This window comes from Pseudomonas sp. PS01298 (genome assembly GCF_029959745.1).
GTDB lineage: Bacteria > Pseudomonadota > Gammaproteobacteria > Pseudomonadales > Pseudomonadaceae > Aquipseudomonas > Aquipseudomonas aylmerensis.
On record NZ_JASCPP010000003.1, the window covers coordinates 98,740 to 122,559 of the forward strand.

Annotated in this window: 20 protein-coding genes; 13 read left to right on the top strand and 7 right to left on the bottom strand. The window is 63.8% G+C overall.

Features of this window, described 5'->3' with window-relative positions; genetic code table 11:
• Positions 1 to 419 precede the first annotated feature (419 nt).
• From QMX97_RS02590 to QMX97_RS02620, 7 genes are all read left to right on the top strand, one after another.
• On the top strand, positions 420 to 1,640 hold the full coding sequence (locus QMX97_RS02590; RefSeq protein ID WP_282395856.1) for an MFS transporter: 1,221 nt from the start codon (positions 420 to 422) through the stop codon (positions 1,638 to 1,640).
• A complete protein-coding gene (locus QMX97_RS02595) occupies positions 1,641 to 3,224 on the top strand; it encodes a GMC family oxidoreductase (RefSeq protein ID WP_282395857.1) in 1,584 nt (527 codons plus the stop codon).
• Positions 3,217 to 5,031 (top strand): thiamine pyrophosphate-binding protein, encoded by a 1,815-nt coding sequence (locus QMX97_RS02600; RefSeq protein ID WP_282395858.1) that lies wholly within the window; start codon positions 3,217 to 3,219, stop codon positions 5,029 to 5,031. Before QMX97_RS02595 ends, QMX97_RS02600 begins: the two co-directional genes overlap by 8 nt.
• 75 nt (positions 5,032 to 5,106) lie before the next feature.
• Positions 5,107 to 5,805: a hypothetical protein gene (locus tag QMX97_RS02605; RefSeq protein ID WP_282395859.1), complete on the top strand. Its 699-nt coding sequence runs from the start codon at positions 5,107 to 5,109 to the stop codon at positions 5,803 to 5,805.
• A 10-nt stretch (positions 5,806 to 5,815) separates the two neighbouring features.
• Complete coding sequence (locus QMX97_RS02610) at positions 5,816 to 6,655, top strand: sugar phosphate isomerase/epimerase (RefSeq protein ID WP_282395860.1); 840 nt, start codon at positions 5,816 to 5,818, stop codon at positions 6,653 to 6,655.
• Positions 6,656 to 6,829: 174 nt separating this feature from the next.
• Positions 6,830 to 7,021 (top strand): hypothetical protein, encoded by a 192-nt coding sequence (locus tag QMX97_RS02615; protein ID WP_282395861.1) that lies wholly within the window; start codon positions 6,830 to 6,832, stop codon positions 7,019 to 7,021.
• A gap of 9 nt (positions 7,022 to 7,030) precedes the next feature.
• On the top strand, positions 7,031 to 8,047 hold the full coding sequence (locus tag QMX97_RS02620; RefSeq protein WP_282395862.1) for a hypothetical protein: 1,017 nt from the start codon (positions 7,031 to 7,033) through the stop codon (positions 8,045 to 8,047).
• Here the strand turns inward: QMX97_RS02620 and QMX97_RS02625 are convergent, their stop codons facing one another.
• The 6 genes from QMX97_RS02625 to QMX97_RS02650 form a co-directional block, all read right to left on the bottom strand.
• Positions 8,048 to 9,670: an ABC transporter ATP-binding protein gene (locus QMX97_RS02625; RefSeq protein WP_282395863.1), complete on the bottom strand. Its 1,623-nt coding sequence runs from the start codon at positions 9,668 to 9,670 to the stop codon at positions 8,048 to 8,050.
• Complete coding sequence (locus QMX97_RS02630; RefSeq protein WP_065905050.1) at positions 9,667 to 10,563, bottom strand: ABC transporter permease; 897 nt, start codon at positions 10,561 to 10,563, stop codon at positions 9,667 to 9,669. The genes QMX97_RS02625 and QMX97_RS02630 overlap by 4 nt, the downstream gene beginning before the upstream one ends.
• Positions 10,564 to 10,566: 3 nt before the next feature.
• A complete protein-coding gene (locus tag QMX97_RS02635; protein ID WP_201144324.1) occupies positions 10,567 to 11,517 on the bottom strand; it encodes an ABC transporter permease in 951 nt (316 codons plus the stop codon).
• Entirely contained in the window at positions 11,514 to 13,124 is a 1,611-nt protein-coding gene (locus QMX97_RS02640) for an ABC transporter substrate-binding protein (protein ID WP_282395920.1), read from the bottom strand. The genes QMX97_RS02635 and QMX97_RS02640 overlap by 4 nt, the downstream gene beginning before the upstream one ends.
• 62 nt (positions 13,125 to 13,186) lie before the next feature.
• On the bottom strand, positions 13,187 to 15,619 hold the full coding sequence (locus tag QMX97_RS02645; RefSeq protein ID WP_282395866.1) for a TonB-dependent receptor: 2,433 nt from the start codon (positions 15,617 to 15,619) through the stop codon (positions 13,187 to 13,189).
• A 197-nt stretch (positions 15,620 to 15,816) separates the two neighbouring features.
• Positions 15,817 to 16,596, bottom strand: a complete 780-nt coding sequence (locus QMX97_RS02650; protein WP_282395867.1) for a carboxymuconolactone decarboxylase family protein — start codon at positions 16,594 to 16,596, stop codon at positions 15,817 to 15,819.
• 163 nt (positions 16,597 to 16,759) lie between these two features.
• Between QMX97_RS02650 and QMX97_RS02655 the strand changes: the two genes are divergently transcribed.
• Both QMX97_RS02655 and QMX97_RS02660 read left to right on the top strand, forming a co-directional pair.
• Positions 16,760 to 17,653: a LysR family transcriptional regulator gene (locus QMX97_RS02655; protein ID WP_282395869.1), complete on the top strand. Its 894-nt coding sequence runs from the start codon at positions 16,760 to 16,762 to the stop codon at positions 17,651 to 17,653.
• 106 nt (positions 17,654 to 17,759) lie between these two features.
• Entirely contained in the window at positions 17,760 to 18,770 is a 1,011-nt protein-coding gene (locus tag QMX97_RS02660) for an aldo/keto reductase (RefSeq protein WP_282395871.1), read from the top strand.
• Between the two features lie 11 nt (positions 18,771 to 18,781).
• Here QMX97_RS02660 and QMX97_RS02665 read toward each other — a convergent pair whose 3' ends face one another.
• Positions 18,782 to 19,603 carry an SDR family oxidoreductase gene (locus QMX97_RS02665; RefSeq protein WP_201144334.1) on the bottom strand — a complete coding sequence of 274 codons (822 nt, stop codon included), beginning with the start codon at positions 19,601 to 19,603 and terminating at the stop codon, positions 18,782 to 18,784.
• 264 nt (positions 19,604 to 19,867) lie between these two features.
• Between QMX97_RS02665 and QMX97_RS02670 the strand changes: the two genes are divergently transcribed.
• The 4 genes from QMX97_RS02670 to benC all read left to right on the top strand — a co-directional run bounded on the left by QMX97_RS02670 (position 19,868) and on the right by benC (position 23,817).
• Positions 19,868 to 20,815 (top strand): AraC family transcriptional regulator, encoded by a 948-nt coding sequence (locus tag QMX97_RS02670; RefSeq protein WP_282395873.1) that lies wholly within the window; start codon positions 19,868 to 19,870, stop codon positions 20,813 to 20,815.
• A gap of 107 nt (positions 20,816 to 20,922) precedes the next feature.
• Positions 20,923 to 22,296: a Rieske 2Fe-2S domain-containing protein gene (locus tag QMX97_RS02675; RefSeq protein WP_282395874.1), complete on the top strand. Its 1,374-nt coding sequence runs from the start codon at positions 20,923 to 20,925 to the stop codon at positions 22,294 to 22,296.
• Positions 22,296 to 22,784 (top strand): benzoate 1,2-dioxygenase small subunit, encoded by a 489-nt coding sequence (gene benB, locus QMX97_RS02680; protein ID WP_065905066.1) that lies wholly within the window; start codon positions 22,296 to 22,298, stop codon positions 22,782 to 22,784. Before QMX97_RS02675 ends, benB begins: the two co-directional genes overlap by 1 nt.
• Before the next feature lie 10 nt (positions 22,785 to 22,794).
• A complete protein-coding gene (gene benC / locus QMX97_RS02685) occupies positions 22,795 to 23,817 on the top strand; it encodes a benzoate 1,2-dioxygenase electron transfer component BenC (RefSeq protein ID WP_282395878.1) in 1,023 nt (340 codons plus the stop codon).
• The last annotated feature ends 3 nt before the right edge of the window (positions 23,818 to 23,820 follow it).

Here is a 23,820-nt window from a genome sequence, read left to right on the forward strand (position 1 = left end):
TCCTCGCAAGCGGCTTTTTTAGTTTTTTTTCGGGCAGCGGATCAGGCGTGAGCTGCATGCCGAGCATGCTAGATAGTCTGCAACCGAGCGTCCAGCACGCACTTGCCGGACTGTCGCTGCTGCACATGTGCGTCGGTCTGCGTCACACCACAGCCATCTGCGAAATTGAGCCGCGCGCCCGATCTCTCGATACTCGAAACGTCCACGTGGCCTGCTCGCCGGCAGTCTATGAGCGCGTGCATGTCAGCCATCAAGAGCGACCTTCCACGTGGGGCACCTTGCAACATCACTGTCTAAATACTGATGGCCAGCGGCCATTAATTCCAATAACGAAGGGGCCTCAGCCCCTCGACAGGTGATCCATGTTATCGAGCAAACGCGACAACTCCCTGGTTACGCCCAGAATCAAGAAAGCGCGAATGGCCACGTTCGCGGGCTTCATGATCATGGGGGCGCTGTTTTACACCTGGTCGGTCGGGGTGAGCGCGTTTCGAAACCATTTAGGCATGGAGGGAAGCCTCGGCGACCTGAACTTCGGCATGGTCGCCCTGGGGATTGCCATCGGCGGCACCTTCGGTGCATTCATCGTCGGGTATTTCGTCGACCGTTTCGGCCCACGGACCGTGATCCGCACCACCTTGCTGGCCTATCCACTCTCGCTCATCGCCCTGGGGTTCGCCTCGCAATACACCTTCGCGCTGATGTTCGGATGCCTGTTGGGCGCCTTGCGCGGGTCGGTCGATACCGCCCTGAATGCGCACGGTGTGCAGGTCGAACGGTTCTATCAACGCTCCATCATGTCGGCGTTTCATGCGTACTTTTCGTTGGGCGGCTTTCTGTTTGGAATCCTGGCCAGCTACCTCGCCGGCTTTTCTTCCGACAGCGCGATTATTCCCTTCACGGTGGCCGGCGTTTCGCTGGCGCTGCTGAGCCTGCTGACCAGCCAGTTCATGCTCGGCAAGGACGAGCTGCTGCCGGTCAACCACGAACCGACCCGCAGCGCCGCCGCGCCCACCGCGCGTAACTGGAAAGTGCTGATGTTGATGGTGGCTTTCGGCGCGCTGCTGATTGCCGGGATGATCAGTGAAAGCTCGGTCAGCGACTGGGGCCAGGAGTTCCTGGTGCGCGAGACCGGCATGACCATCTCGACCGCCGGCCTGGCCATCAGCTTCTTTACCGGCGCTGGGTTTATCGCGCGCATGACCGGTGACTGGCTGGCCGAGCGTATCGGTGCGGCGGCGATGGTGTTCTGCTGCGGCGCCATCTCGATTGTCGGCATCTTCCTGGCAACCCTGAGCCACGCCCCGGTGATGGGCATGGCCGGCTTTGCCCTGCTGGGGCTCGGGCTCGCCTGTATCGCGCCGCTCATGCTGTCGGCGGCGGGGCGCAAGGACCCGGCCAACTCGGGCCGCAATGTCGGCATCGTCAACGGCATCGGGTTTGGCGGCATGCTCGGTGGCCCGGCGGTCTATTCGTACCTGGTGAGCACCTACGGCATCGGCGCGCTGTTCTACATGCCGCTGGTGCTCATGAGCCTGATCGCGATCTTCGGCCCGCTGTTGATGCGGGTCAAACCCGGCGCCTCGGCGGGCCATCCGGCTGCACCCGCAGCCGCCAACAACAGTGAGGCGAAGATTTAAATGCAAGCCACTCCTGAAGTCATTGTGATCGGCAGCGGTGTCGGCGGCGCCATGACCGCCCGCCGCCTGGCCGAACACGGGGTGAACGTGCTGATGCTCGAGCGTGGCGACTGGGTGCCGAAGGAAGCCGACAACTGGCGCGTGGCCTCGGTGTTCTTCGACAAGAAATACACCGCCCACGACACCTGGCTGGATGCCCAAGGCAAGCCGTTTCGCCCGAGCATCTACTACAACGTCGGCGGCTGTACCAAGTTCTACGGCGGCTCGATGATCCGCTACCGCGAGCGGGATTTCGAGGTGCTGCAGCACGAGGAGGGCGTGTCGCCGGCGTGGCCGGTCAGTTACGCCGAGTTCGAACCGTATTACACCCAGGCCGAGCAGATTTTCAAAGTGCACGGTGACGACCGCGACGATCCGTCGGCGCCGTGGCGCAGCAAGCCGTATCCGTACCCTGCGGTGGCGTCGGCGCCTATCGTCGAGCACATGTGCAAGGGCATGCGGGCGGCGGGCGCGCGCACCTCGGCGATGCCGTTGGCGGTCGATTATTCGGCTGACGGCCACTGCACCCTGTGCAAGACCTGCGACGGCTTTCCTTGCCGGATTTCGGCAAAAATGGAGGCAGAGACCGCACTGGTGCAGCCTGCGCTGGCAACGGGCAATGTGACCCTGCGTACCAACACCTTGGTCAAGCGGTTGCTGCTCAGCCAGGACGGCAAGCAAGTGACCGGGGTCGTGGTGGAAAGTGACGGCCAGACTGAAGTACTGACCGCCCGGCTCATCGTGGTCTCCTGTGGCGCCGTCAACAGTGCGGCCTTGCTGCTGCGGTCGGCGTGCGAAGCCGCGCCGAATGGCGTCGCGAACAGCTCGGACGTAGTTGGCCGTTACTACATGGCACACAACCAGACCGCATTGATGGGGTTGTCGCTGCGCCCCAACGACACGGTGTTCCAGAAAACCGTGTCGATGAACGAGTTCTACTTCGGCGCGCCGGATTATCCCTTCCCACTGGGCCATGCGCAGATGCTCGGCAAACTCCAGGGCGGGATGCTCTCGGCCAATGTGCCGTTCATGCCCAAGGTGGTCGGCGCCACCATGGCCAAGCACAGCATGGACTGGATTGCCTTCTCGGAAGACCTGCCGGACCCCGACAGCCGCATCCTGATCAAGGACGGCCAGATCCAGATGGCGATCCGCCGCAACAACCTGCGCCCCCACCGTCGTTTCATCAAGAAGATGGTGGCGCTGCTGCGTGCCAGCGGTTACCCGATCGTATTGACCAAGCCGTTGCTCAAGCACTCCACCTCTCACCAGTGCGGCACCGTGCGATTTGGTCGCGACCCGACGACCTCGGCCCTGGACATCTATTGCCGCAGCCATGACCACGCGAACCTGTTCGTGATCGATGCGTCATTCATGCCGTCGTCCGCCGCGGTCAACCCGGCCTTGACCATCGCCGCCCAGGCGCTGCGGGCTGCGGAACATATTCTCGCGACGGAATTCGGCATCACCTCTATCCGGCGGCCTGATGAACAACAGGCCGCGACACTCTCTCTTTACGCCATAGCAGGAGCGCAGCATGACTGATACGAAAACAAAAAAAATGACCGGTGGGCAAATCGTGGTCGAGTACCTTATCCGCGAGAAAGTGCCCTATGTCTTCGGGATCCCGGGGCATGGCAATACCGCGCTGCTGGACGCCTTTGTCGACCGCAAGGATGAGATCACCCTGGTGCCGGCCATGCACGAGCAAGGTGCGTCACACATGGCTGACGGCTTCTACCGCTCCAGCGGGCAAATCGCGGCTGTCTGCGCCTCCATTGGTCCGGGGGCGACCAATACCCTGACGGGGATCGCCACTGCGTTCGCCGACTCGCTGCCGCAACTGGTGATCAGTGGCGGTGTGCACACCTACATGCTGGGCAAAGGCGTGCTGCAGGAACTCGACCGTCCCCACGGCGATAACTTCCCGCGCATGGCGGAACCCGTGGTGAAGCGCTGGTGGCAACCGGGCACGGTGGCGCAGTTGCCCGGGGTCATGACCCAAGCATTCAACGTGATGCTCGAAGGGCGCCGTGGCCCTACCTTGATCAACCTGCCGCAGGACTTGCAGGCCGAATGTGCGGAAATCGAGTTGCCAGCGCCGCAGACGCACCGTGGCCACGGCCGCCTGCACGGCGACCCGGCCGACATCGCGCGTGCCGTGCACCTGCTGATGTCGGCGGAACGTCCGGTGATCATGGCGGGCGGCGGCGTGATCGCCGCGAACGCCAGTGACGACCTGGTCGCCATCGCCGAACACCTGGGCGCCGCGGTGACCACCTCGTTCATGGGCAAAGGCTCGATCCCCGAGGACCATCCGCTGTATGCCTGGCCGTGCGGCGACCTCGGCTCGATCCCCGGCAATGCGATGACCCGCGAGGCCGATGTGATCCTCGCCGTCGGTTGCCGCTTCAGTGATCGAATCACGTCCTCCTACCGGCCCGGCGTGACCTTCGATATTCCGAACAAGACCCAACTGATCCAGATCGATATCGATGGCTTCGAGCTGGGCAAGAACTACCCGGTGGAAGTCGGCATTGTCGGCGACGCCGGGCCGATCCTGCAGGCGCTGCTGGCCGCATTGCGTGACAACGGGGCGGCGCGTGACTACAGCACCTCGCCGATGTTCCAGCGCCTGCAGCACCTGAAGGCCAAGTGGGAGGAACACCTGGCGCCGCTGCGTACCTGCAATCAGTCGCCGATGACGGTGTCCCAGGTGTTGTTCGAAGCGCGCAAGATCCTGCCGCGCAACACCATTGTCGTGACCGACTCCAGCAACCCGCAGAACCAGGTGTTCAACGAGTTCCCGGTGTATGGCCCCAAGCAGCACATCACGCCGGGTGGTTTCTCCGGGATCGGGTTTGCGCTGCCAGCCGCCATTGGCGCGAAGATGGGCGCGCCGAATCAGCCGGTGGTTGCCATTTGCGGGGACGGCGCGTTCCTGCAGACCGGCCAGGAGCTGGCGACGGCGGTGATGATGGGCGTACCGGCGATTTTCCTGATCATCAACAACGGTGGCTGGGGCGCGATCCGCAACCTGCAACTGAACATGTTCGGCGAGGACCGCGAAATCATCACCGATTTCCGCACTCCGGACGGCGCGTCCTGGTCGGCCAACATTGCCGATTTCGCCAAGTCGCTGGGCGCCGCCGCCGAGCGGGTGACCGACCCGCTGCAGATCGGCGCCGCAGTGGACCGCGCACTCGCGTCCAATCAGCCCTACGTGATCGAGGCGATCTGCTCGATCGAGCGCCCCTGGAGCAACATGCACCCCACCGGCTGGTGGGACATCACCGTGCCCGACTACCTGGGCGAGTATCGCGACGAGTATGTGAAGAACCGCGGTTTCTGATGCGCTGATGCCAACTCCCTGCGCTCATGGACGAGCGCGGGGCTTTATTCCAGAACCGATAGGGCCTGCGAAGTGATGCGATTCAATCAACAGCGAGCGCTGCAATTCAGTGACCAGTTCGTCGAGTGTTACCTGGTCGAGAACGTAAAAGACTTTACCGTCGAGGCGGGCGTGGTGGTCAACCTCGATCACCGCCCCATGAGCATCGGCGGCCCGGTACCGAGTGTGGTGCCTGCGTGGAAATCCACCATGCTGTTCAACGCCGTGGTCGCCGAGGCCGCACGCATGGCGGTGTTCCGCGTGCGCAGCGAGGTCGACCTGGGCGGCATCGTGCTGGGGGAGTGGGACTGGTTTGGCAACCGCTTTGCCAAGTTTCCGCGCACCACGCCGTTGTACATCTCGCGCTACGACGAGATTGGCGCCGTGCACCTGGACCCGTTTGCCTTCGCCAATCAGCGCGAGGCGGTGGTGGATGCACGCGAGTACACGATTCGCCTCAACCTGTGGTGGGCGCCGACCAACACCGACTGTTACTTGCACAATGAACACCCTTTTGTGGAAATTCATACCCAGATCCACGGGGCAGGGCGCATCCAGTTATTCCGCGAGCGCGACGCAAGCACGCTGTACCGGCAGATCAGCATGGCGCCGGGCTACACGCACGACCCCTTCACCCTTGTGGATAGCGAGGGCAGTCCTACCTATCCGTGGCATCGCTACTGGTCGGATTCGGATGCGATCTGGCTGGCAATCGAGTTTCATCCAAAAGGCTGAGGGGATGTCTATGAAACTGGCTGTAGTGACCTGGACACTCGGGCTCAGCGAGCCGCAAGCGGTGCTGGCCAAGGCGCTCGCGCTGGGGCTGGACGGCATCCAGTACTCAGGTGATCACCGCGACGCCTGCCCGGTAGACCTGCGCGAGCAGTCACGTCGGGCAGGCATCACGATTCTCGCGGTCGACCCGATCAAAGCCGGGCCGCAGCACCGCGCCGACGCCACGCAGGACCTGGCCGTGGATTACTACCGGAAGGTCATCGATTTCGCAGCCGAGCTGGGCAACGTGCCCGTGACCTTGCAAGGCCTGTCGCTATGGACACGTAATTGCCCGGATCCTGCCTCGGCGTACGCGCGACTGCTGGCGTGCTGCAAGGTCATCGACGCCTATGCCCAACGCCGCGGCGTGCCCACCTTGTACGAGCCGTGCAACCATTTTGAATTGCCGTTGATCAATACGGCGCAGCAATGCCGGGAGCTGATCCGCGCGGTCGGCAGTGACAACCTGCGCATGGTGCTGGACAGCTTCCACATGAACATCAATGAACCCGACCCGGTGCAGACGCTGCGTGACTGCGCGCACCTCACCGCGATCTATCACATCTCGGATTCCGGACGAGGCGCTATCGGCACCGGGCACATCGACTTCGCCGCCCAGTACCAGGCATTGGTGGCCAACGGTTTCAGCGGCGATGTGTCCATCGAGCTGGTACTGCCGCATCTGCTTCCAGGGCAGCCGCCGGGCAGCGAGTCCGACTGCCAGGCGCTGGATGCGCAGATACGTGCAAGTGCCCGCCAGTGGCGCGCTTACCAACCGGCAGCCGCTCAAGCCGTTACGGCTGGCGGGTGAGGCCACCGGCAATATCGGCATGCGGGCTGCGTCAGCCTATCAACGGTTGATTGGGCCTTGAAGGCTTCGGCCGCCGACGGCCCACGGCAAGGATGCAAGGTCGAGACTGTTTGCGGTGCAGCGCTTTGTGGATTAAAACAGCCCCCCCGGGATGGTTTACTTCAAGGAGATCTGATGTCCGCAGCGACCGCTTCAACGTTCCAGGTATTTTTTCGCAGAGGGTTCAAGCACCTGCTTGAGCACTGGACACCGTTTACGGTGACGGTGATTTTTCTGGGCACAGGCTTTGGCATGCTCAGCCTTTACATCTACACCAAGGCCATTGGCCGCGCGGATATTTTCATGTCCACGCTGGATGCCAAGTAGGCCCTGCTGGTGTGGGTGCTCGTCGTGATGTTCATGATGACCCTGCAGTTGGCGGTGCTGATGGTGTCGGCGTGGTTGTATGGCATGTCGGTTTCATTGCTTTATAGCCGCCGCGACAGCACCCGATGCATCGCGTTGTGCCTGTTGGTGCCGTTGGTGGTCGGGTTCTCCACCTTCATGGCATTGGCGTTTTACTGGAACGAAGCCGTCGGCGCCGGGCAGGCCCTGCTGATTGTTTCGGGCATGACCTTGCTGGCGCTGTTCGGCCTGAATCGGATCAGGCGGGTGCGGGTGCTGATCGCGCAAGGGGCGCCCCGTGGTCATCGGAAGTGGGTGTACGTCCCCCTTGCCATCATGCTGCTGTTTACCGTGGTCTCCGGGACATTGCCGACACTGTTGATCCTGGACAGCTATGTCGGCCAGGACGATGCCGCGGCGGTCAGGTTTGTCGCGCTGTTCTCGATTGGTTCCTTTGTGTTCAGCCTGATCCCGGCGCTGTTGTTTTTCGTGGTCAAGGGCAGCCTGTTGCGCCGGGTATCCACAGTGGCCGCATCGGTAGTGATGTTCTTCGTCCTGTTCCTGCTGTCCGCGCGCGGGCCGATGTCGAGCATTACTTACATCGTCGCGGGCACGTTGGAAATCCGCCAGAACCACGCCGCCCGATTCATCCTGGAAGACCAGGTCAAATTGGGCGATCTGGATTCACTCCAATGGCACACACACCTGCGCGACGACGCACGCGTGCAGGTGGACGCGTACCAGCTGTTTGCATTCGGCGACCTGTTGCTGATTTGCCCGGTAGCTGTGCACGCGGCCAAACTTCATGAGCTGCCGCGCTACACCAGACTCTGCTGGTTCACCCGCGCCAGCCGGGTCCATCGCATGCCGCCGCAGATGAGCCTGCATGCGCCGCCGACGGCAAGGTCGATCTGGGCCGGCAAGGCGGCTCAATTCGTCGACTGGCAGCGGGTGCGGATCAACCTCACACCCAGGGTCAGTTTGCTGCGTGAGCGGTCAGGCGGCTGATCACGCCGCCGTCGCCGTGACCTGCCGCCCTGGGATGGCGGCAATCAATTCACGCGTGTAGTCACTGGCCGGCGTGTTGAAAATCTGCTCCACCGAGCCTTGTTCAATCACCCGGCCGTTGCGCAACACCAGCACCTGATGCGCAAAGTTGGCCACCACCGACAGGTCATGGGACACCAGCACGTAGGCAATGCCCATCTCCCGCTGCAGCTCTTCGAGCAGGTCGAGGATATGCGCCTGCACCGACACATCCAGCGCGCTGACCGGCTCATCCAGCAGCAACAGGTCGGGTTTCAGCGCCAACGACCGGGCAATGGCCACCCGCTGGCACTGGCCGCCGGATAGCTCGCGGGGCAGGCGGTCGAGGTAACTGACCGGCAGGTGCACACGGCTGATCAACTCGCGCGCGGCCTGTTCCAGGGCGGGGCCCTTGAGCAGACCGAACGACACCAGCGGCTCGACGATGCTGTCGAACACGGTGAAGCGCGGGTCCAGCGCGGCGAACGGGTTTTGTTGCACCAGCTGCAGGCGCTGGCGCAGCGGGCGGAAGTCGCGCCAACTGAGGTCGGTCACGTCCTGTTGCTCGAACCAGACCCGGCCACGGCTGGGCTTCTCCAGCCCCAGGGCGATGCGCAGCGCGGTGCTCTTGCCCGAGCCCGACTCACCGACGATGGCCAGGGTTTGTCCGGGGTAGACCTGCAGGGTCAGGTCTTCCAGCGCTACAAACGCTGGGTCTTCGCCTTTGACCTTGGGCAGCACGAACGTCTTGCCGACGTTTTGCAGGCGCAGGATCGGCTGCCGGGTGGGATCAATATGGATAGGCGGCTCACGGCGCCTGGCGAACGCCGGCGCTGCGGCGATCAGCGCGCGGGTGTAGTCGTGCTGGGGGGCGACGAGGATCTGCCGGGGTGGGCCTTGCTCGACCACTTCGCCTTGTTGCATCACCAGGATGCGGTCGGCGCGGTCAAGCGCCACGCCCAGGTCATGGGTGATGATCAGCAGCGAAATCCCGCGCTCACTGACCAGGCGCTGCAAGTGGTCGAGGATTTTGCGCTGCACGGTGACGTCGAGGGCACTGGTCGGCTCGTCGGCGATGATCAGCCGCGGGTTGCCGGCCAGGGCGATGGCAATCAGCACGCGCTGGCGCATGCCGCCGGAAAGCTCATGGGGATACTGGCGTGCGCGCAGCACCGGCTTGTCGATACCGACCTGTTGCAGCAACTCGACGATGTCGGCGTCAACCCCGGGGTAGCGCTTGCCCTTGGCCAACACCAGCGCTTCGCCGATCTGCCGGCCGACGCGCAGGGTCGGGTTGAGGCTGACCATCGGGTCCTGGGGCACCAGGCCGATGGTACGCCCGCGCAGGTGGCGTTTCTGGCGCTCGTTGGCGTGGGTGAGATCGGTGCCGTCGATCCACAGTTCGCCGGCGCTGATCTGCGCGTTGTCCGGCAACAGGCCGAGGATTGCATTGGCCAGGGTGGTCTTGCCCGAGCCGGACTCGCCGACAATCGCCAGTGTCTCGCCTTGGGCGAGGCTCAGCGACAGGCGATTGACCGCCGTCTGGCCGTGTCGGTAGCTGACACTCAGTTGGCGCACATCGACTAACGGGTGAAGGGCGCTCATCGCTGGATCTCCTCGAAGGTGCGGGCGATATGGTTAAGGCTGAACACCACCGCGACCAGGAACAGGCCGGGTAGCAGCGAGACCCACGGTGCGGTGATCAGGAAGTGCCGGCCGTTGGCGATCAGCGTGCCCCATTCCGCCGCAGGTGGTGCGGCGCCGAAACCGAGAAAGCTCAAGCCGGCGGTGGCCAGTATGGCCGCGCCGAAATCCAGGGTGGCCAACACTGCCACCGGGCCCCAGGCGTTGGGCAGGATGTGCCGCAGCAAGGTACGCCGCCAACTGGCGCCGCCCAGGCGTGCGGCTTCGACGTAGGGCAGGGTCTTGACCCGCAGCACCTCGGCGCGGGTCGTACGGGCGAAGCCGGGGATAATCCCCACGCCTACCGCGATGGCCACCGGCACCGTGCCGAAGCCGATCGCAGTGACGATCGCCAACGCCAGCAACAGCCCCGGCAGGGCCAACAGTACGTCGACAAAGCGCATGATCACTGCGTCGATGCGACCACCGGCAAAGCCGGAGACAATCCCCAGGCCCAGCCCGCCCAGCAACGCGATCCCTACCGCGAGGAAGGCCGCCAGCACCGACAGGCTGGAGCCGTAGACCACGCGGGTATACAGGTCGCGCCCCAGCTCATCGGTGCCGAACCAGTGCGTCGGGTTCGGCGCGCTGAGCTTGACCGCCGGCGCGGTGGCGTAAGGGTCGAAGTGGGTCAGCCAGTGCGGCGCGACGGCCGCGACCAGGGCGAACAGCACGATCAGCACCGCCAGGCTGAAACCCGGCCGGCGCAACAACGGCAACACGCTGGCTTGTGCACGCTGCAGGCGGCTGCGCCGACGCCATACGGGGCTGGCCGCGAGGGTTTTGCGGCCAAGATTCTGCTCGAGGATGGTCATGGTCTACGACACCTTTGGCGTGTGGGAGATTCGCGGGTCAAGCCAGGGGTAGAGCAGGTCGACCAACAGGTTGACCAGTACAAACGCCGCCGCCGAGACGGCGACAATTGCCAGCACCACCGGAATGTCCTGGCGCAGTACAGCTTCCTGGGCCAGGCGGCCGATGCCTGAGCGCGCGAAGATGGTTTCCACCAGCACCGCACCGGACACCGTGTTGCCCACTTGCAGGCCGATCAGGGTGAGGATCGGCAGGGCGGCGTTCTTGAATCCGTGCCGTGCCTGCACCTGGCCACGGGTGAGGCCCTTGGCGTAGGCGGTGACGATGTACGACTGTTGCCACACCCCTTGGAAACTGCGCTGCAGCACTTGGGCGTACACCGCCGCGCTCGGAATCGCCAGGGTGATCGCCGGCAGCACCAGGCTTTCAACGCCCCGGCTGCCGGTGGCGGGGAACCAGCCCAGGCCGAACGCGAACACCTGGATCAGCAGCAGACCCATCCAGAACACCGGCACCGAGAAACCCAGGGACGGCAGGCGCGCCAGGGCTTTTTTCAACGGCTGCCAACGGATGTAGGCGGTCAGGTAGGCCAGGCCCACCCCGCCGATCAGCGACAGCACAATCGCCAGGCCGGCCAGGGACAACGTCTGCGGCAGGCGCTCGGCAAGCAACGCGGCTACCGGGCGGTTGAGCGAAAGGGATTGGCCGAAATCGCCGCGCAGCGCGCCCAGCAGCAGGTCGAAATATTGCTCGAACACGCCCTTGTCGAGCCCGTAGTAGGCGCGCGCCTTGGCCAGGTCCGCCACCGACAGCGAATCGGCTTCCATGCCCGAGGCACTGAGCATGATCGACAGGGTGTCACCCGGCAGCAGGTACAAAATGAAATAGGTGATGCTGTAGGCCCCCCACAGCACCAGCAGGGCCTGGCCGACGCGGCCGATCAGGTAGCGGCTCATGGCGTGCCGACCTCGATATCACCCAGCAGCGCGAAGCCCTCGGCGGTCCAGCGGAAGTTTTTCACCTTGGCCGAGGTCGCCGCTTGCCACACGCGCTCATACACCGGGAACGCCGAGCTTTGATCAATCAGCAGGTCCTGCAGGTCACCGTAGGCCGCGGCGCGCTGGGGGCCTTGGGTCGCGGTGATGCCGGCATCGAACAGGCCCTTGGCCTTTTCCAGGACTGCCGGTTCATAGGTGTTGGTGGCCACGGTCGAGCTGTTGGCGCTGCGCGGGTCGAGGATGGTTTGCAGGATGATCGGGTCGGCGCGGGTCATGTAGTTGATCGTCAGGTCATAGTTGCCTGCGGAGTTGTTGGCGACCCATTCGGCGCGGGTGACCACGCTGAGTTTCAACTCGATGCCGACCTTGCGCAGTTGATCCTGGATCAGCACGTCACCGGCGGTTTCGGCCGGGCTGATGTTGTAGCTCAGGGTCAGGCGCTTGCCGTTTTTCTGCCGGTAGCCATCGGCGCCTTTGGCCCAGCCGGCCTGGTCCAGCAGTTGCTCGGCGCCCTGCGGGTCGTAGGCCAGCTTGTTGCCCTGGCTTTTGAAGTAGGGCGTGGTCACATCGAAAATGCCGTCGACCACCGGGAATTCGGCGTTGTAGACCGTGCTCGCGTAGCTCTTGCGGTCCAGGGACTTCTGCACGGCCAGGCGCACGTGCTGGTCCGCGAGGATGCGTTCGCCACGGGTGTTGGGGTACAGGTTCAGTGCCGGGCCCGGCAGCGAACGGCTCTGGATGGTCGCGCCCTTGGACTGGAACAGCTTCAGGTCGACTTCCGAGAACGGATTACGCGGCCACAGAATATCGGCCTTGCCCTGCAGGAACAGGCCGTTGCGCACGCTCTCTTCGGGGATGTAGCTGATGTCCACGGTCTCCAGGTGCGCCTCGCCGGGGTTTTTCATATTGGCCGACGGCCACGCGTAGCCCTTGCGTTTGGTCAGGTGCGCGCCGACTTCCGGCGTGTAGCTGGCGAGCACGAACGGCCCGGTGCCGATGATTTTGCCCAGGGAGCGCTCCTTGGCCGTCAGCGCGTAGGAGGCGGGCGCGAGGATCGCCAGGTTAGTGGTGGACGTCGCTTGCAGGAACCCTGCGTTGGGTTTGGCGAGCACCAGCTTGACAGTGAAGTCATCGACCACTTCGGCGTGATCGAACCCGGCGAGGTAGGTGGCGCCGAAGGTGGCCGGCAGCTCGGTGGCCAGCGCCTTGTCGCTGTCGAATGCGGTTTTCACCGCCTTGGCATCGAAGCGCTCGCCGTTGCTGAAGGTCACGTCATTGCGCAGGTGGAAGGTGTAGGTCAGCGCGTCGTCACTGATCTCCCAGCTTTTGGCCAGCCAGGGGATGATCTTGCCGGTTTCCGGTTCCTGGTCGGTGAGGGACTCGGCGACATTGCGCAGCAGCACGCGGTGTTCCAGCCAGTAGACCTGGAATGGATCGACGCTGACCAGGGTGGTGTTATCGCCGAAGAACGCAATGTTCAGGGTTTTGCCCGCCTGGGTGTCATTCCCGGGCGAGCAGGCGGCGAGGCTCAGCGCCAGGGCGCACGGGGCCAGCAGACGGCTCATCAAGTTGGAGGTATTCAATGGGTTGCCCTCATGTGGCGATGCGTGTGCATGCAAGGTGTGGATCAGAAGTCGTAGGCGAGCTTGGTGTACCAGTAGCCACCGCCGGGGTAGAACGGCGGGTTGCCGTAGGGCGCCAGGCCCAGGTTGCTGTAGACGGCATGCTTGTCCGGGCGCACGTCGAAGATATTGGTGCCGCCGATGCTGACGGTGATGCTGTCGACGAAGGTGTAGCTGACGTCCAGGTCGGTGATCCATTTGGCGCCGAAGCTGCGGTCGCCGGTGGGGTTGACTGCCAGGGTCTTGACCGCGCCATAGCGGGCGGTTTGCAGGTTGACCGCGAGGTCATCGACCTTCCAGTTGGCGCCCAGGATCCACTTGGTCTTGGGCGTGGCATCGGTGAGGTCGCCCTGGCGATCACGGCCGACCAGGGTCACGCCGGAATTGGCCAGCGCCGCCGGCGTGTCCGGGGTGCCTTCGATGGTGGTCTTGTTCCAGTTGAAGCCCAGGCTCCAGCGCACGTCGCCCCAGGCATCCAGCGGTGTGGTGTGGTCAGCCACCACATCCAGGCCTTTGGTACGGGTGTCGAACGCGTTGGTGTAGTAGTTGACCCAGGTGCCGGTGGGCACACCTTGTGCGGCGAGGATCGCGTTGATCGCGCCGTTGCCACGGTCGTAGATGTTGCTGGTCAGTGCGATGCGGTCATCGATGTCGATCAGGTAGGCGTCGGCGGTAATGCTGGTGCGCGGCGCCGGTTGCCAGGTCAGGCCGAGGCCGAGGTTGCGCGATTTTTCCGGCTTGAGATCATCGCCCCCCAGCGCCTTGGCCAGGTTGCTGCCGGACGGCGTCAGGCGCGTCACGGCGGGCACCACGTTGCCGTTCACATCGGTCGCCACGCGGTTGTCGGCCACGGTATAGCCGATCTGCGTCAGCGACGGCGCGCGGAAACCGGTGCCAACCGTGCCGCGTACCGCCACGGTGTCGGTCAGTTCGTAGCGTGAGTTGAGCTTCAGGCCGAAGGTGTTGCCCGAGTCATCGTCGTAGTGCTCGACCCGACCGGCGAGGTCGAGGAACCAGCGCTCGGTCAGGTCAAAACCCAGGTCCAGGTAGCCGGCGTAGTTGTTGCGGATCAGGCTGACTTCATCTTCAGGACGGATCGTCACCGCCGCTTGCGCGCCAGAGGCCGCCGGGTAAGTCCCGGTGATGTAGGCTTCGCGGTCGCCGGCAAAGGTACTGAAATGCTCCCAGCGGTGTTCCAGGCCGGCCGAGACTTGCACCGGCGACGTCAGGTTGAACAGGCTGTCATAGCGGCGCGTGAAGTCGAGGTTGTTGACCCATTGCTCGAAGCGGAAGGTGGCAAGGTTGTCGAATTTGGTCGGCGAGGCGGTGCCCAGCGACGGGTTGATATTGAGGTCGCTGGAATGGTGGACGTTGTTGCGCCCGTAGGTGGTGCTCAGGTCCCAGTTCCAGTCGGCCACCTGGCCCTTGCCGCCGAACAGCAGCTGGTAGTCACGGTCCTTGATGTTGTTGAGTGGGAAATAACCGTCGGGGAACACCTCGGGCACGGCGGCCGTGCCGGTTGGCAGGCGGAAATAGTTGGCAGCCTCGGCATCGCGCTCGCCGTAGGTGGAGAACGAATACAGGGTCAGGTCTTCGAGTGGCAACTCGGCGTTGTAGGCGAGGTTGAAGGCCTTGAGATCGGGGTCGCCGTTCTTGATCGCCACGCGATCCCACGCCGCTTCTTTTGCCGGGTCGGCAAATGCGCGCACGCTGTTGTCGGCCTTGTCGTTCCATGAGGCTTCACCGCGTTTGCGCGCATCTGCCGAGAAGTGGAAAAACCCGCCATCACCGAGCTTGAAGCCCTGGTCGCCGGCGACCTTGATGGTTTCGCCCTGGCCCGAATACAGCTGCCCGTAACTGGTTTCCAGGTGCCCGCCGTTGTTGGTGGACTTGAGGATGATATTGATCACGCCGGCTACCGCGTCCGAGCCGTACTGCGCGGCAGCGCTGTCTTTGAGTACCTCGATATGGTCCACCGCGCTGACCGGGATCAGGTCGATGTCCACCGCATTCGCGCCGCTGTTGTCGATCGAACCGCGCTGGCCGGTGGCACCGTTGTGCCGACGTTTGCCGTTGACCAGCACCAGCGTGTAGGCCGGGCCGAGGCTGCGGTTGCTCAGGGGGCGCGTCACCGAGTTGTAGCCGGCGATATTGGTGCCGAAGTTGAACGACGGCAGCAGCTTGGCGATGGCCTCGGACAACTCGGCGCGACCGGTCTTGAGCAACTGGTCGCTGTTGATCACATCAATCGGCGCCGGGCTGTCGGCCACGGTGCGCTCCTGGCCACGCAGGCCGGTGGAGATCACCGTGACGGTGCCGAGCTTGGCATCCTCCTTGGTGGTGTCGGCGAAGGAGGGCGCGGTGGCCAGCAGCAGGGAGCTGGTCACCAATGACCAATGGAGTTTTTTCAGCGGTTTAGGGAATTGAATATCTGGCATATCGAGAAGGATCCATTCAGCCTGCGGGAGGCTCCTGGTGGTCGGGGTACGTCCTCCGCCAGGCATGGGGTCGGTCTGTGATACGAAGATATTCCTATAAAAAACCTGAGTGAAAGTCTTTTTTGGAATAAGCTAATTATTAGACATTGTTATCTTATGAATTAATAAGATCATCTATTTTTATTATGTCGTGTGCGTCAACCTTGCCCCCGGGCGGCGAAGACCTCCTTGAGTACCGGCACCGCCGACATCGCCTTCGGCCAGCCCACGTAGAACGCCAGGTGCGTCACCCCCTCGGCGGCCTGGGCCTGGCTCAGGCCGTTGTCCAGCGCGCGGTTGAGGTGGAAGGGCAGTTGCGCCGCCTGGCCCTGGGCGATCAACGCGGCGACGGTGACCAGGCTGCGGTCGCGGGCGCTGAGAGTGCTTTGGCGCCACAGGTCCGCGAACAACACTTCATTGGTGTAGCGCGCGAGCTGCGGGGCCACACCGCCGACACCGGCGTCGACAGCGGCGCGGCGCTTGGCTTCACTGTCGGGGTCCAGCGTCAGGGCGGCGCCTGCCGGTGGGGAGATCTGCTCGTCCGGGATGTTTCGTTCAATGAACACCTGCTTGGCGACTGCGGCAGCGGACATCGCGTTCGGCCAGCCTGAATAGAACGCCAGGTGCGTGATCAGCGCGCTGATCTCGCTGGGGGTGAGGCCATTGTCGAGGCCCAGCTTGAGGTGGTCCGCGAGTGCCGACACCTGCCCGTTGGCGATCAGCGCCGACACGGTGATCAGGCTGCGATCACGCGGGGCCAGCTCGGTACGTTTCCACACCTCACCGAATAACAGCTCGGTGGTGTAGGCATACAGTTGCGGCGTGACTTCCAGCACCGCAGAGGAGGGCTTTGGGTCCGGACGCGGCTGGGCTTGATCGGCATCTACGACAGCCGCGCAGAGCAGGGTGGCGAAGGTGGTGGCGGTCAACAGTTTCATCGGGCGCTCCTTAAGCAGGTGAGCCCCATGGTAGGCAGCTGGCTTGCATTGATTAAGCCGCATAACCGGCATGCGCTTATGAGTCCGGCTCATCAATTCATCGCGAGGTCGGATTGATCTGCGATACGCTGCACCGTCATCACCCTATGAATGAGGTTCATCAATGGCACGCGAAGGCTACGGCGACCTGTTGGCTTTTGTGGCGGTCGCGCGTGAACGCAGCTTCACCCGTGCGGCCGCTCAGCTGGGCGTTTCGCAATCAGCCCTGAGCCATACCGTGCGGGCGCTCGAAGCCCGACTGGGCGTGCGCCTGCTGACGCGAACGACCCGCAGCGTGGCGCCGACCGAGGCCGGCGAGCAGCTGTACAACAAGTTGGCGCCACGCTTTGACGAGATCGAGTCGGACCTGGCCGAAGTCCTCGAACTGCGCGATTCGCCGCGCGGCACGGTGCGTATCTCGGCCACCGACTACGCTGCGAATGCGCTGCTGTGGCCGCGCCTGTCAGCGTTCATGCCGCGCTATCCCGACATCAAGGTCGAAATCATCACCGACTATGGCCTGACCGATATCGTCGCCGAGCGCTATGACATCGGCGTGCGCCTGGGCAACCAGGTGGCCCAGGACATGATCGCCGTGCGCATCGGCCCCGACTTGCGCATGGCCATGGTCGCGTCGCCGGCCTACCTGCAAGCCCACCCGGCGCCGCAGACCCCGGACGAACTGGCCGCGCACAACTGCATCAACCTGCGCCTGCCGACCCACGGCGGCTGCTATGCATGGGAATTGGCCAGCGGCGACCGCGAAGTGCAGGTGCGGGTGCAGGGCCAACTGACGTTCAACGGCACCTACCCGATGCTGGCGGCGGCGCTGGACGGCTGCGGCGTGGCGTACCTGCCCGAAGACCTGGCCAAAGAGCACGTGGCGGCGGGTCGCCTGTGCTGGGTGCTTGAAGAATGGTTTCCGACTTTTCCCGGCCTGCACATCTACTACCCGAGTCGACGCCAATCTTCGCGGGCGTTGAGCCTGGTGGTGGAGGCGCTGCGCTATATCACTTGATCACTCATGAGGCAGGCTCATGGCCGTATCCTTCTTTAGCGCCTTAATCATCAATGCGCATTGGCCTAGGATCCGTCTACGTTTCCAACGCCGTTGAGGGTGAGCCATGAATTACCGTTACCTGGGCCGCAGTGCCTTGAAAGTGTCGCCCCTGTGCCTGGGGGCCATGATGTTCGGCGGCGAGGCCGATGAAGCCAGCGCCAAACGCATCATCGACAAAGCCGGCGCCGCTGGCGTCAACTTTATCGATACCGCCGATGCCTATCACGCCGGGCGCTCCGAAGCCGTGGTCGGCCGCGCCATTGCCGCCCAGCGTGACCAATGGGTGGTGGCAACCAAGTTCGGTTATCCGGCGTCGGCCGAGGCCGGCCCGAACCAGCAGGGCCAGTCGCGCAAGTGGATCATGCAGGCGGTCGACGCCAGCCTAAAACGCCTGGGCAGCGACTACATCGACATCGTGTATTTCCACCGCACCTTGAGCGATGCGCCGCTGGAAGAGGGCCTGCGCGCCATCGACGACCTGATTCGCCAAGGCAAGATCCGCTATTACGGGGTGTCGAATTTTCACGGCTGGAAAATCGCCGAGATGGTGCGCATCGCCGACGCGCTGGGCATCCAGCGCCCGACCGTCAGCCAGCCGCTGTACAACATCGTCAACCGTGTCGCCGAGGTCGAGCAGTTGCCGGTGGCGGGCCACTACGGCATTGGCGTCGTGCCTTACAGCCCACTGGCCCGTGGCGTGCTCAGCGGCAAATACGCGGTGGACGCGCCGCCACCGGCGGACACCCGCGCCGGGCGCGGTGACAGACGGATCCAGCAGACCGAATGGCGCCCCGAGTCGTTGAAGATCGCCAAGGCCATTGCCGAGCATGCGGCGGCGCGGGGTACCACTTCGGTGGCCTTCGCAATTGCCTGGGTCTTGAAGAACCGCTTGATCAGCGCAGCGATCGCCGGCCCGCGCACCGAAGCGCAGTGGGACAGCTACCTGGAGGCGCTGGGCCTGGAACTGGGGCCAGAGGACGAAGCGCTGGTCGACAGCCTGGTCGTGCCCGGCCATGCCTCGACCCATGGTTTTACTGACCCGGGTTACCCGGTGGAAGGGCGCAAGGTCAGCTAGACCGCGCGGTATCACTGGTCATCGCCGTACCAGTAGTGCGCGGTGACGCCGCCGTCCATGAGGAAGTCGCTGCCCGTGATGAAGGTGCCTTCCGGGCCCATCAACAAGGCCGCGACGGCCGCGACTTCATCGGGTGTTCCGCCGCGCTTGGCGGCGCTGGATTCGATCATGCGACGGTAACCATCCCCGCGTGGGCCGTTTAGCTCATCGCGGGCCAACGGGGTGAAGATAATGCCCGGGCTGATCGTGTTCACACGCGCACCGCGCTTGCCCCAGCGCACGGCCTGCGCTGCGACGCGCAGCGCGTTGCCACGCTTGGACAGCTGGTAGGCGTGCAGCGAGTCGGTCACTTGCGCAGGCTGCAACATCGGCAGGGCCAGCAACGCTTCAGTCGCGGTCAGCGCCAACGCCTTGTTCTGCTCGGCACTCAGCGCGGGCAGACGGTGCCCGGACTGCGAGGCGATGACGATGGCCGAACCGCCCTTGGCAATCACTTCGCCAAACAGCTCCAGCACCAGCGCCGTGCCGTACAGGTCGACCCGCAGGATGGTCGCCGGCGATGCCTGGGACGGTGACACACCGGCGGCATGGATCACCTTGGTGATCTCGCCAAGGCCGGCAGCCAGTGCGACGAGCGCTACGACCGACTCTCGCGACGCGACATCCACCTGGGCGGTGGTCACCTCGAAACCGGCATCACTCAAGACTTTTGCTGCCGCCTCGGCGGTGTCCTGGCGCAGGTCGGCAAGCACGACGTGCTGGCCGGCACTGACGCGCCGCGCGATGGCCTGGCCGATCGAGCCGGCGCCTATGACTACGGTGACTTCCTTCATGGGATTTCCTCAAAGCGGGGGTGCCCACTTTAGAGGCAGCAGCACCTGATGATTAGTCGTGCAAAACCGCGAGGTCTCATGAGCTGATCTCATGAGTCGGCCAATAGGTATCAAGACGTTTCGCCGCCCGTGCGCCGGTGCGCGGGCTTATGCGTATTATCCGTCGACCATACCTGCAGGGTATTCATTCAGACCTTATCCATATTGGACGGTCGCAACACCAGGCGTCAGCCTGAGGCCAATAACTATAAAAGAGGCGCAACCATGACCGTGCTATTGAGTGAGCGCAGCCAGATTTTCCAGGGTGCCGACGCCTATGCGGTGTCGGACTACGTCAACCAGCATGTCGGCAGCCACTGCATTCGCCTGCCCCCCAAGGGCCGGCCGCAGGCGAGCATCAGCCACCGCACTTTTTCCAGCCTGGACCTGTGCCGCATCAGTTACGGCGCGCCGGTGCGGGTCACGTCGGTGGCGCTGGAAACCATCTACCACTTGCAGATCCTGCTGAGCGGGCATTGCCGCTCGCATTCGCGAGGCGTGGAGCATGTGTACGGGCCTGGCGAGATCCTGCTGATCAACCCGGATGATCCGGTGGACCTGACGTATTCCGCCGACTGCGAAAAATTCATCATCAAATTACCCGTACGCCTGCTCGAAAACGCTTGCCTGGAGCAGCAATGGGCGCTGCCGCAGCCGGGTATCCGCTTTGCGACCGCGCGCCATGCGCTCAGCGAAATGGGTGGGTTCCTGCCGCTGCTGGGGCTGATCTGCCACGAGGCGGAAAACGCTGCCGAACCGCATATGCAGAGCCTGTACGAGCGCATCGTGGCGACCAAGTTGCTGGCCCTGCTGGGCAGCAATGTACTGCGAGTGATCCCCCAGCCTGCACAGGGTGGCGGCTTCGAGGCGGTGCGTGAGTTTGTCGAGCAACACCTCACCGACGACATCAGCCTCGAACAACTGATGGCAGTGGCCAAGGTCAGCGAGCGCTCGCTGTACAGCCTGTTCGAGCGCCAGGTCGGCCTGTCCCCGCGTGACTACGTACGGCGGCGCAAGCTTGAACGGGTGCATGCCCGCCTGCAGCTGAGCAGCGCGCGCAGCGTGACCGAGGTGGCACTGGACCACGGTTTCACGCACCTGGGACGGTTCTCCGAGGCTTATCGCCAACGCTTTGGCGAGCTGCCCTCGCAGACCTGGAAGCGCCACCGCTGAGCGGCGTGCGCTCGGCGGATAGTGATCTGCAGAAAAGGGATATTGGACAACATGTCGGACACGTACGGTGAGGGCGCCTGATACAAGAACAACGGAGGGCTTGCCCCATGACCAGTACACTCGACCGACTCGCCCGACAACTGCGCGAGTCCGTGCAGGAAGATCCCGCCAACGGCGTGTTCCGCTGCCGCCGCGACATTTTTACCGACCCTGACCTGTTCGCCCTGGAGATGAAGCACATCTTCGAAGGCGGTTGGCTCTACTTGGCCCATGAGAGCCAGGTGCCCGAGATCAACGACTATTTCACCACCTGGATCGGGCGCCAGCCGGTGGTCATCACCCGCGACAAGCACGGCAGCCTGCATGGCCTGGTCAACGCTTGTGCGCATCGCGGCGCCATGTTGTGCCGGCGCAAGCAAGGCAACAAGGGCTCGTTCACGTGCCCGTTCCACGGCTGGACATTCAGCAATGCGGGCAAGCTGCTCAAGGTCAAGGACGCCAAGACCGGGGCCTACCCCGACAGCTTTGACTGTGACGGCTCGCATGACCTCAAGCGCCTGGCGCGGTTTGAAAACTATCGCGGCTTTCTGTTCGGCAGCCTCGGCGAGGACGTGCCTGAACTGAGCGACTACCTCGGCGAAACCCGCGTGATCATCGACCAGATGGTCGACCAGGCGCCCTTGGGCCTGGAGGTGCTGCGCGGCAGTTCGACGTATGTCTATGACGGCAACTGGAAACTGCAGATCGAGAACGGCGCCGACGGTTACCACGTCAGTTCGGTGCACTGGAATTACTCGGCGACCATGGGCCGGCGCAACTACGAGGCCGAGGGCACACGCACCGTCGACGCCAATGGCTGGTCGAAAAGCCTCGGCGGCGTCTACGCCTTCGATCACGGGCATATCCTGCTGTGGACACGCCTGCTCAACCCGGACGTGCGCCCGGTGCATGCCCATCGCGAGGCGCTGGCCGAACGCCTCGGCCAGGCGCGTGCCGACTTTATCGTCGACCAGACCCGCAACCTGTGCCTCTACCCGAATGTGTACCTGATGGACCAGTTCTCGACGCAGATCCGGGTGGTGCGGCCGCTCGCGGTGGACAAGACCGAAGTGACGATTTATTGCATGGCGCCCATCGGCGAAAGTGCCCAGGAGCGCGCCACGCGTATCCGCCAGTACGAAGATTTCTTCAACGTCAGCGGCATGGGCACACCGGACGACCTGGAGGAATTCCGCGCCTGCCAGACCGGCTACCAGGGCGCGAGCACCTTGTGGAACGACCTCAGCCGTGGCGCCAAGCAATGGGTCGAAGGCGCCGATGAAAACGCCAGGGCCATGGGCATCCACCCGCAACTCAGCGGGGTCAAAACCGAAGACGAAGGGCTGTTCGTGCGCCAGCACGCGCATTGGGCCGCGAGCCTGCAGCGCGCGATCGAACGTGAGCAGCAAGGCCTGATTGCCAGCGACCGGGAGGCGGTGTGATGAGCCTGTCCCGTGACCGCCTGCTCGACTTTCTCTACCGCGAAGCGCGCTTGCTCGATGACCGCCAGTGGGATGAATGGCTGGCGTGCTATTCACCCAAGGCGGAGTTCTGGATGCCGGCCTGGGACGACCACGACACCCTCGTCGAAGACCCGCAGCGCGAGATCTCGCTGATCTACTACCCCAGCCGTGACGGCCTCGAAGACCGCATCTTCCGGATCAAGACCGAGCGCTCCAGCGCCAGTACACCGGAACCGCGCACCGTGCACCTGCTCAGCAACCTCGAAGTGCTGGCCGACGACGGCGCGCAGGTCGAACTGCGCTTCAACTGGCACACCCTCAGCCATCGCTACAAGACCACCGACAGTTACTTCGGCACCTCGTTCTACCACCTCGATACCCGCGCCGAGCAGCCGTTGATCACACGCAAGAAAGTCGTGCTGAAAAACGATTACATCCACCAGGTCATCGACATCTACCACATCTGAGGACACCGCCATGACGTATGCCATTGCCCTGAACTTCGAAGATGGGGTCACGCGTTTCATCGACTGCAAGGCGGGTGAGAAGGTGCTCGATGCTGCCTTCCGCCAACGCATCAACCTGCCCATGGACTGCTCGGACGGCGTGTGCGGCACCTGTAAATGCCACTGCGAAACCGGTGCCTATGACTTGGGCGACGACTACATCGACGACGCCCTGAGCGAAGACGAGGCGCAACAGCGCCAGGTGCTGACCTGCCAGATGGTGCCGCAGTCCGATTGCGTGATTGCCGTGCCGCTGCCGTCCAGCGCCTGCAAGACCGGCACCACCGCATTTGCCGCGACGCTGACCGGCATTACCCGCCACGCCGATGCGGCGCTGGAGGTGCGTTTCGAACTGGACCAGGCCCCGGTGTTCCTGCCCGGCCAGTACGTGAACATCGGCGTGCCCGACAGCGGCCAGACGCGTGCGTATTCGTTCAGCAGCCGCCCCGGTGAGACCGGCGCGAGTTTTCTGATCAAGCACGTCCCGGGCGGCTTGATGAGCGGCTGGCTGCAGCGCGCGCAACCGGGCGACAGCGTGACCATGACCGGCCCGCTGGGCAGTTTCTACCTGCGCGAAGTGGCGCGGCCGTTGCTGTTGCTGGCCGGCGGCACCGGCCTGGCGCCGTTCCTGTCGATGCTCGAAGTGCTTGCGCAGCGCCAGGAAACCCGCCCGATCACACTGATCTACGGGGTCACACGCGACCAGGATCTCGTCATGGTCGAGGCACTGCAGGCGTTTGCCGCACGGCTGCCGAGCTTCAACTTCATCACCTGCGTGGCCGACCCGCAGACCGCGCATCCACGCCAGGGTTATGTCACCCAGCACATGGCCAGTGAAGTGCTCAACGACGGTGATGTCGACGTGTACCTGTGCGGGCCGCCGCCGATGGTTGATGCCGTGCGCCAGCACTTCAAGACGCAGGGCGTGAGCCCTGCGAGCTTCCACTACGAAAAATTCACCCCCAACGTCAGCGCCAGCTGCGATGCCGCCTGAGGA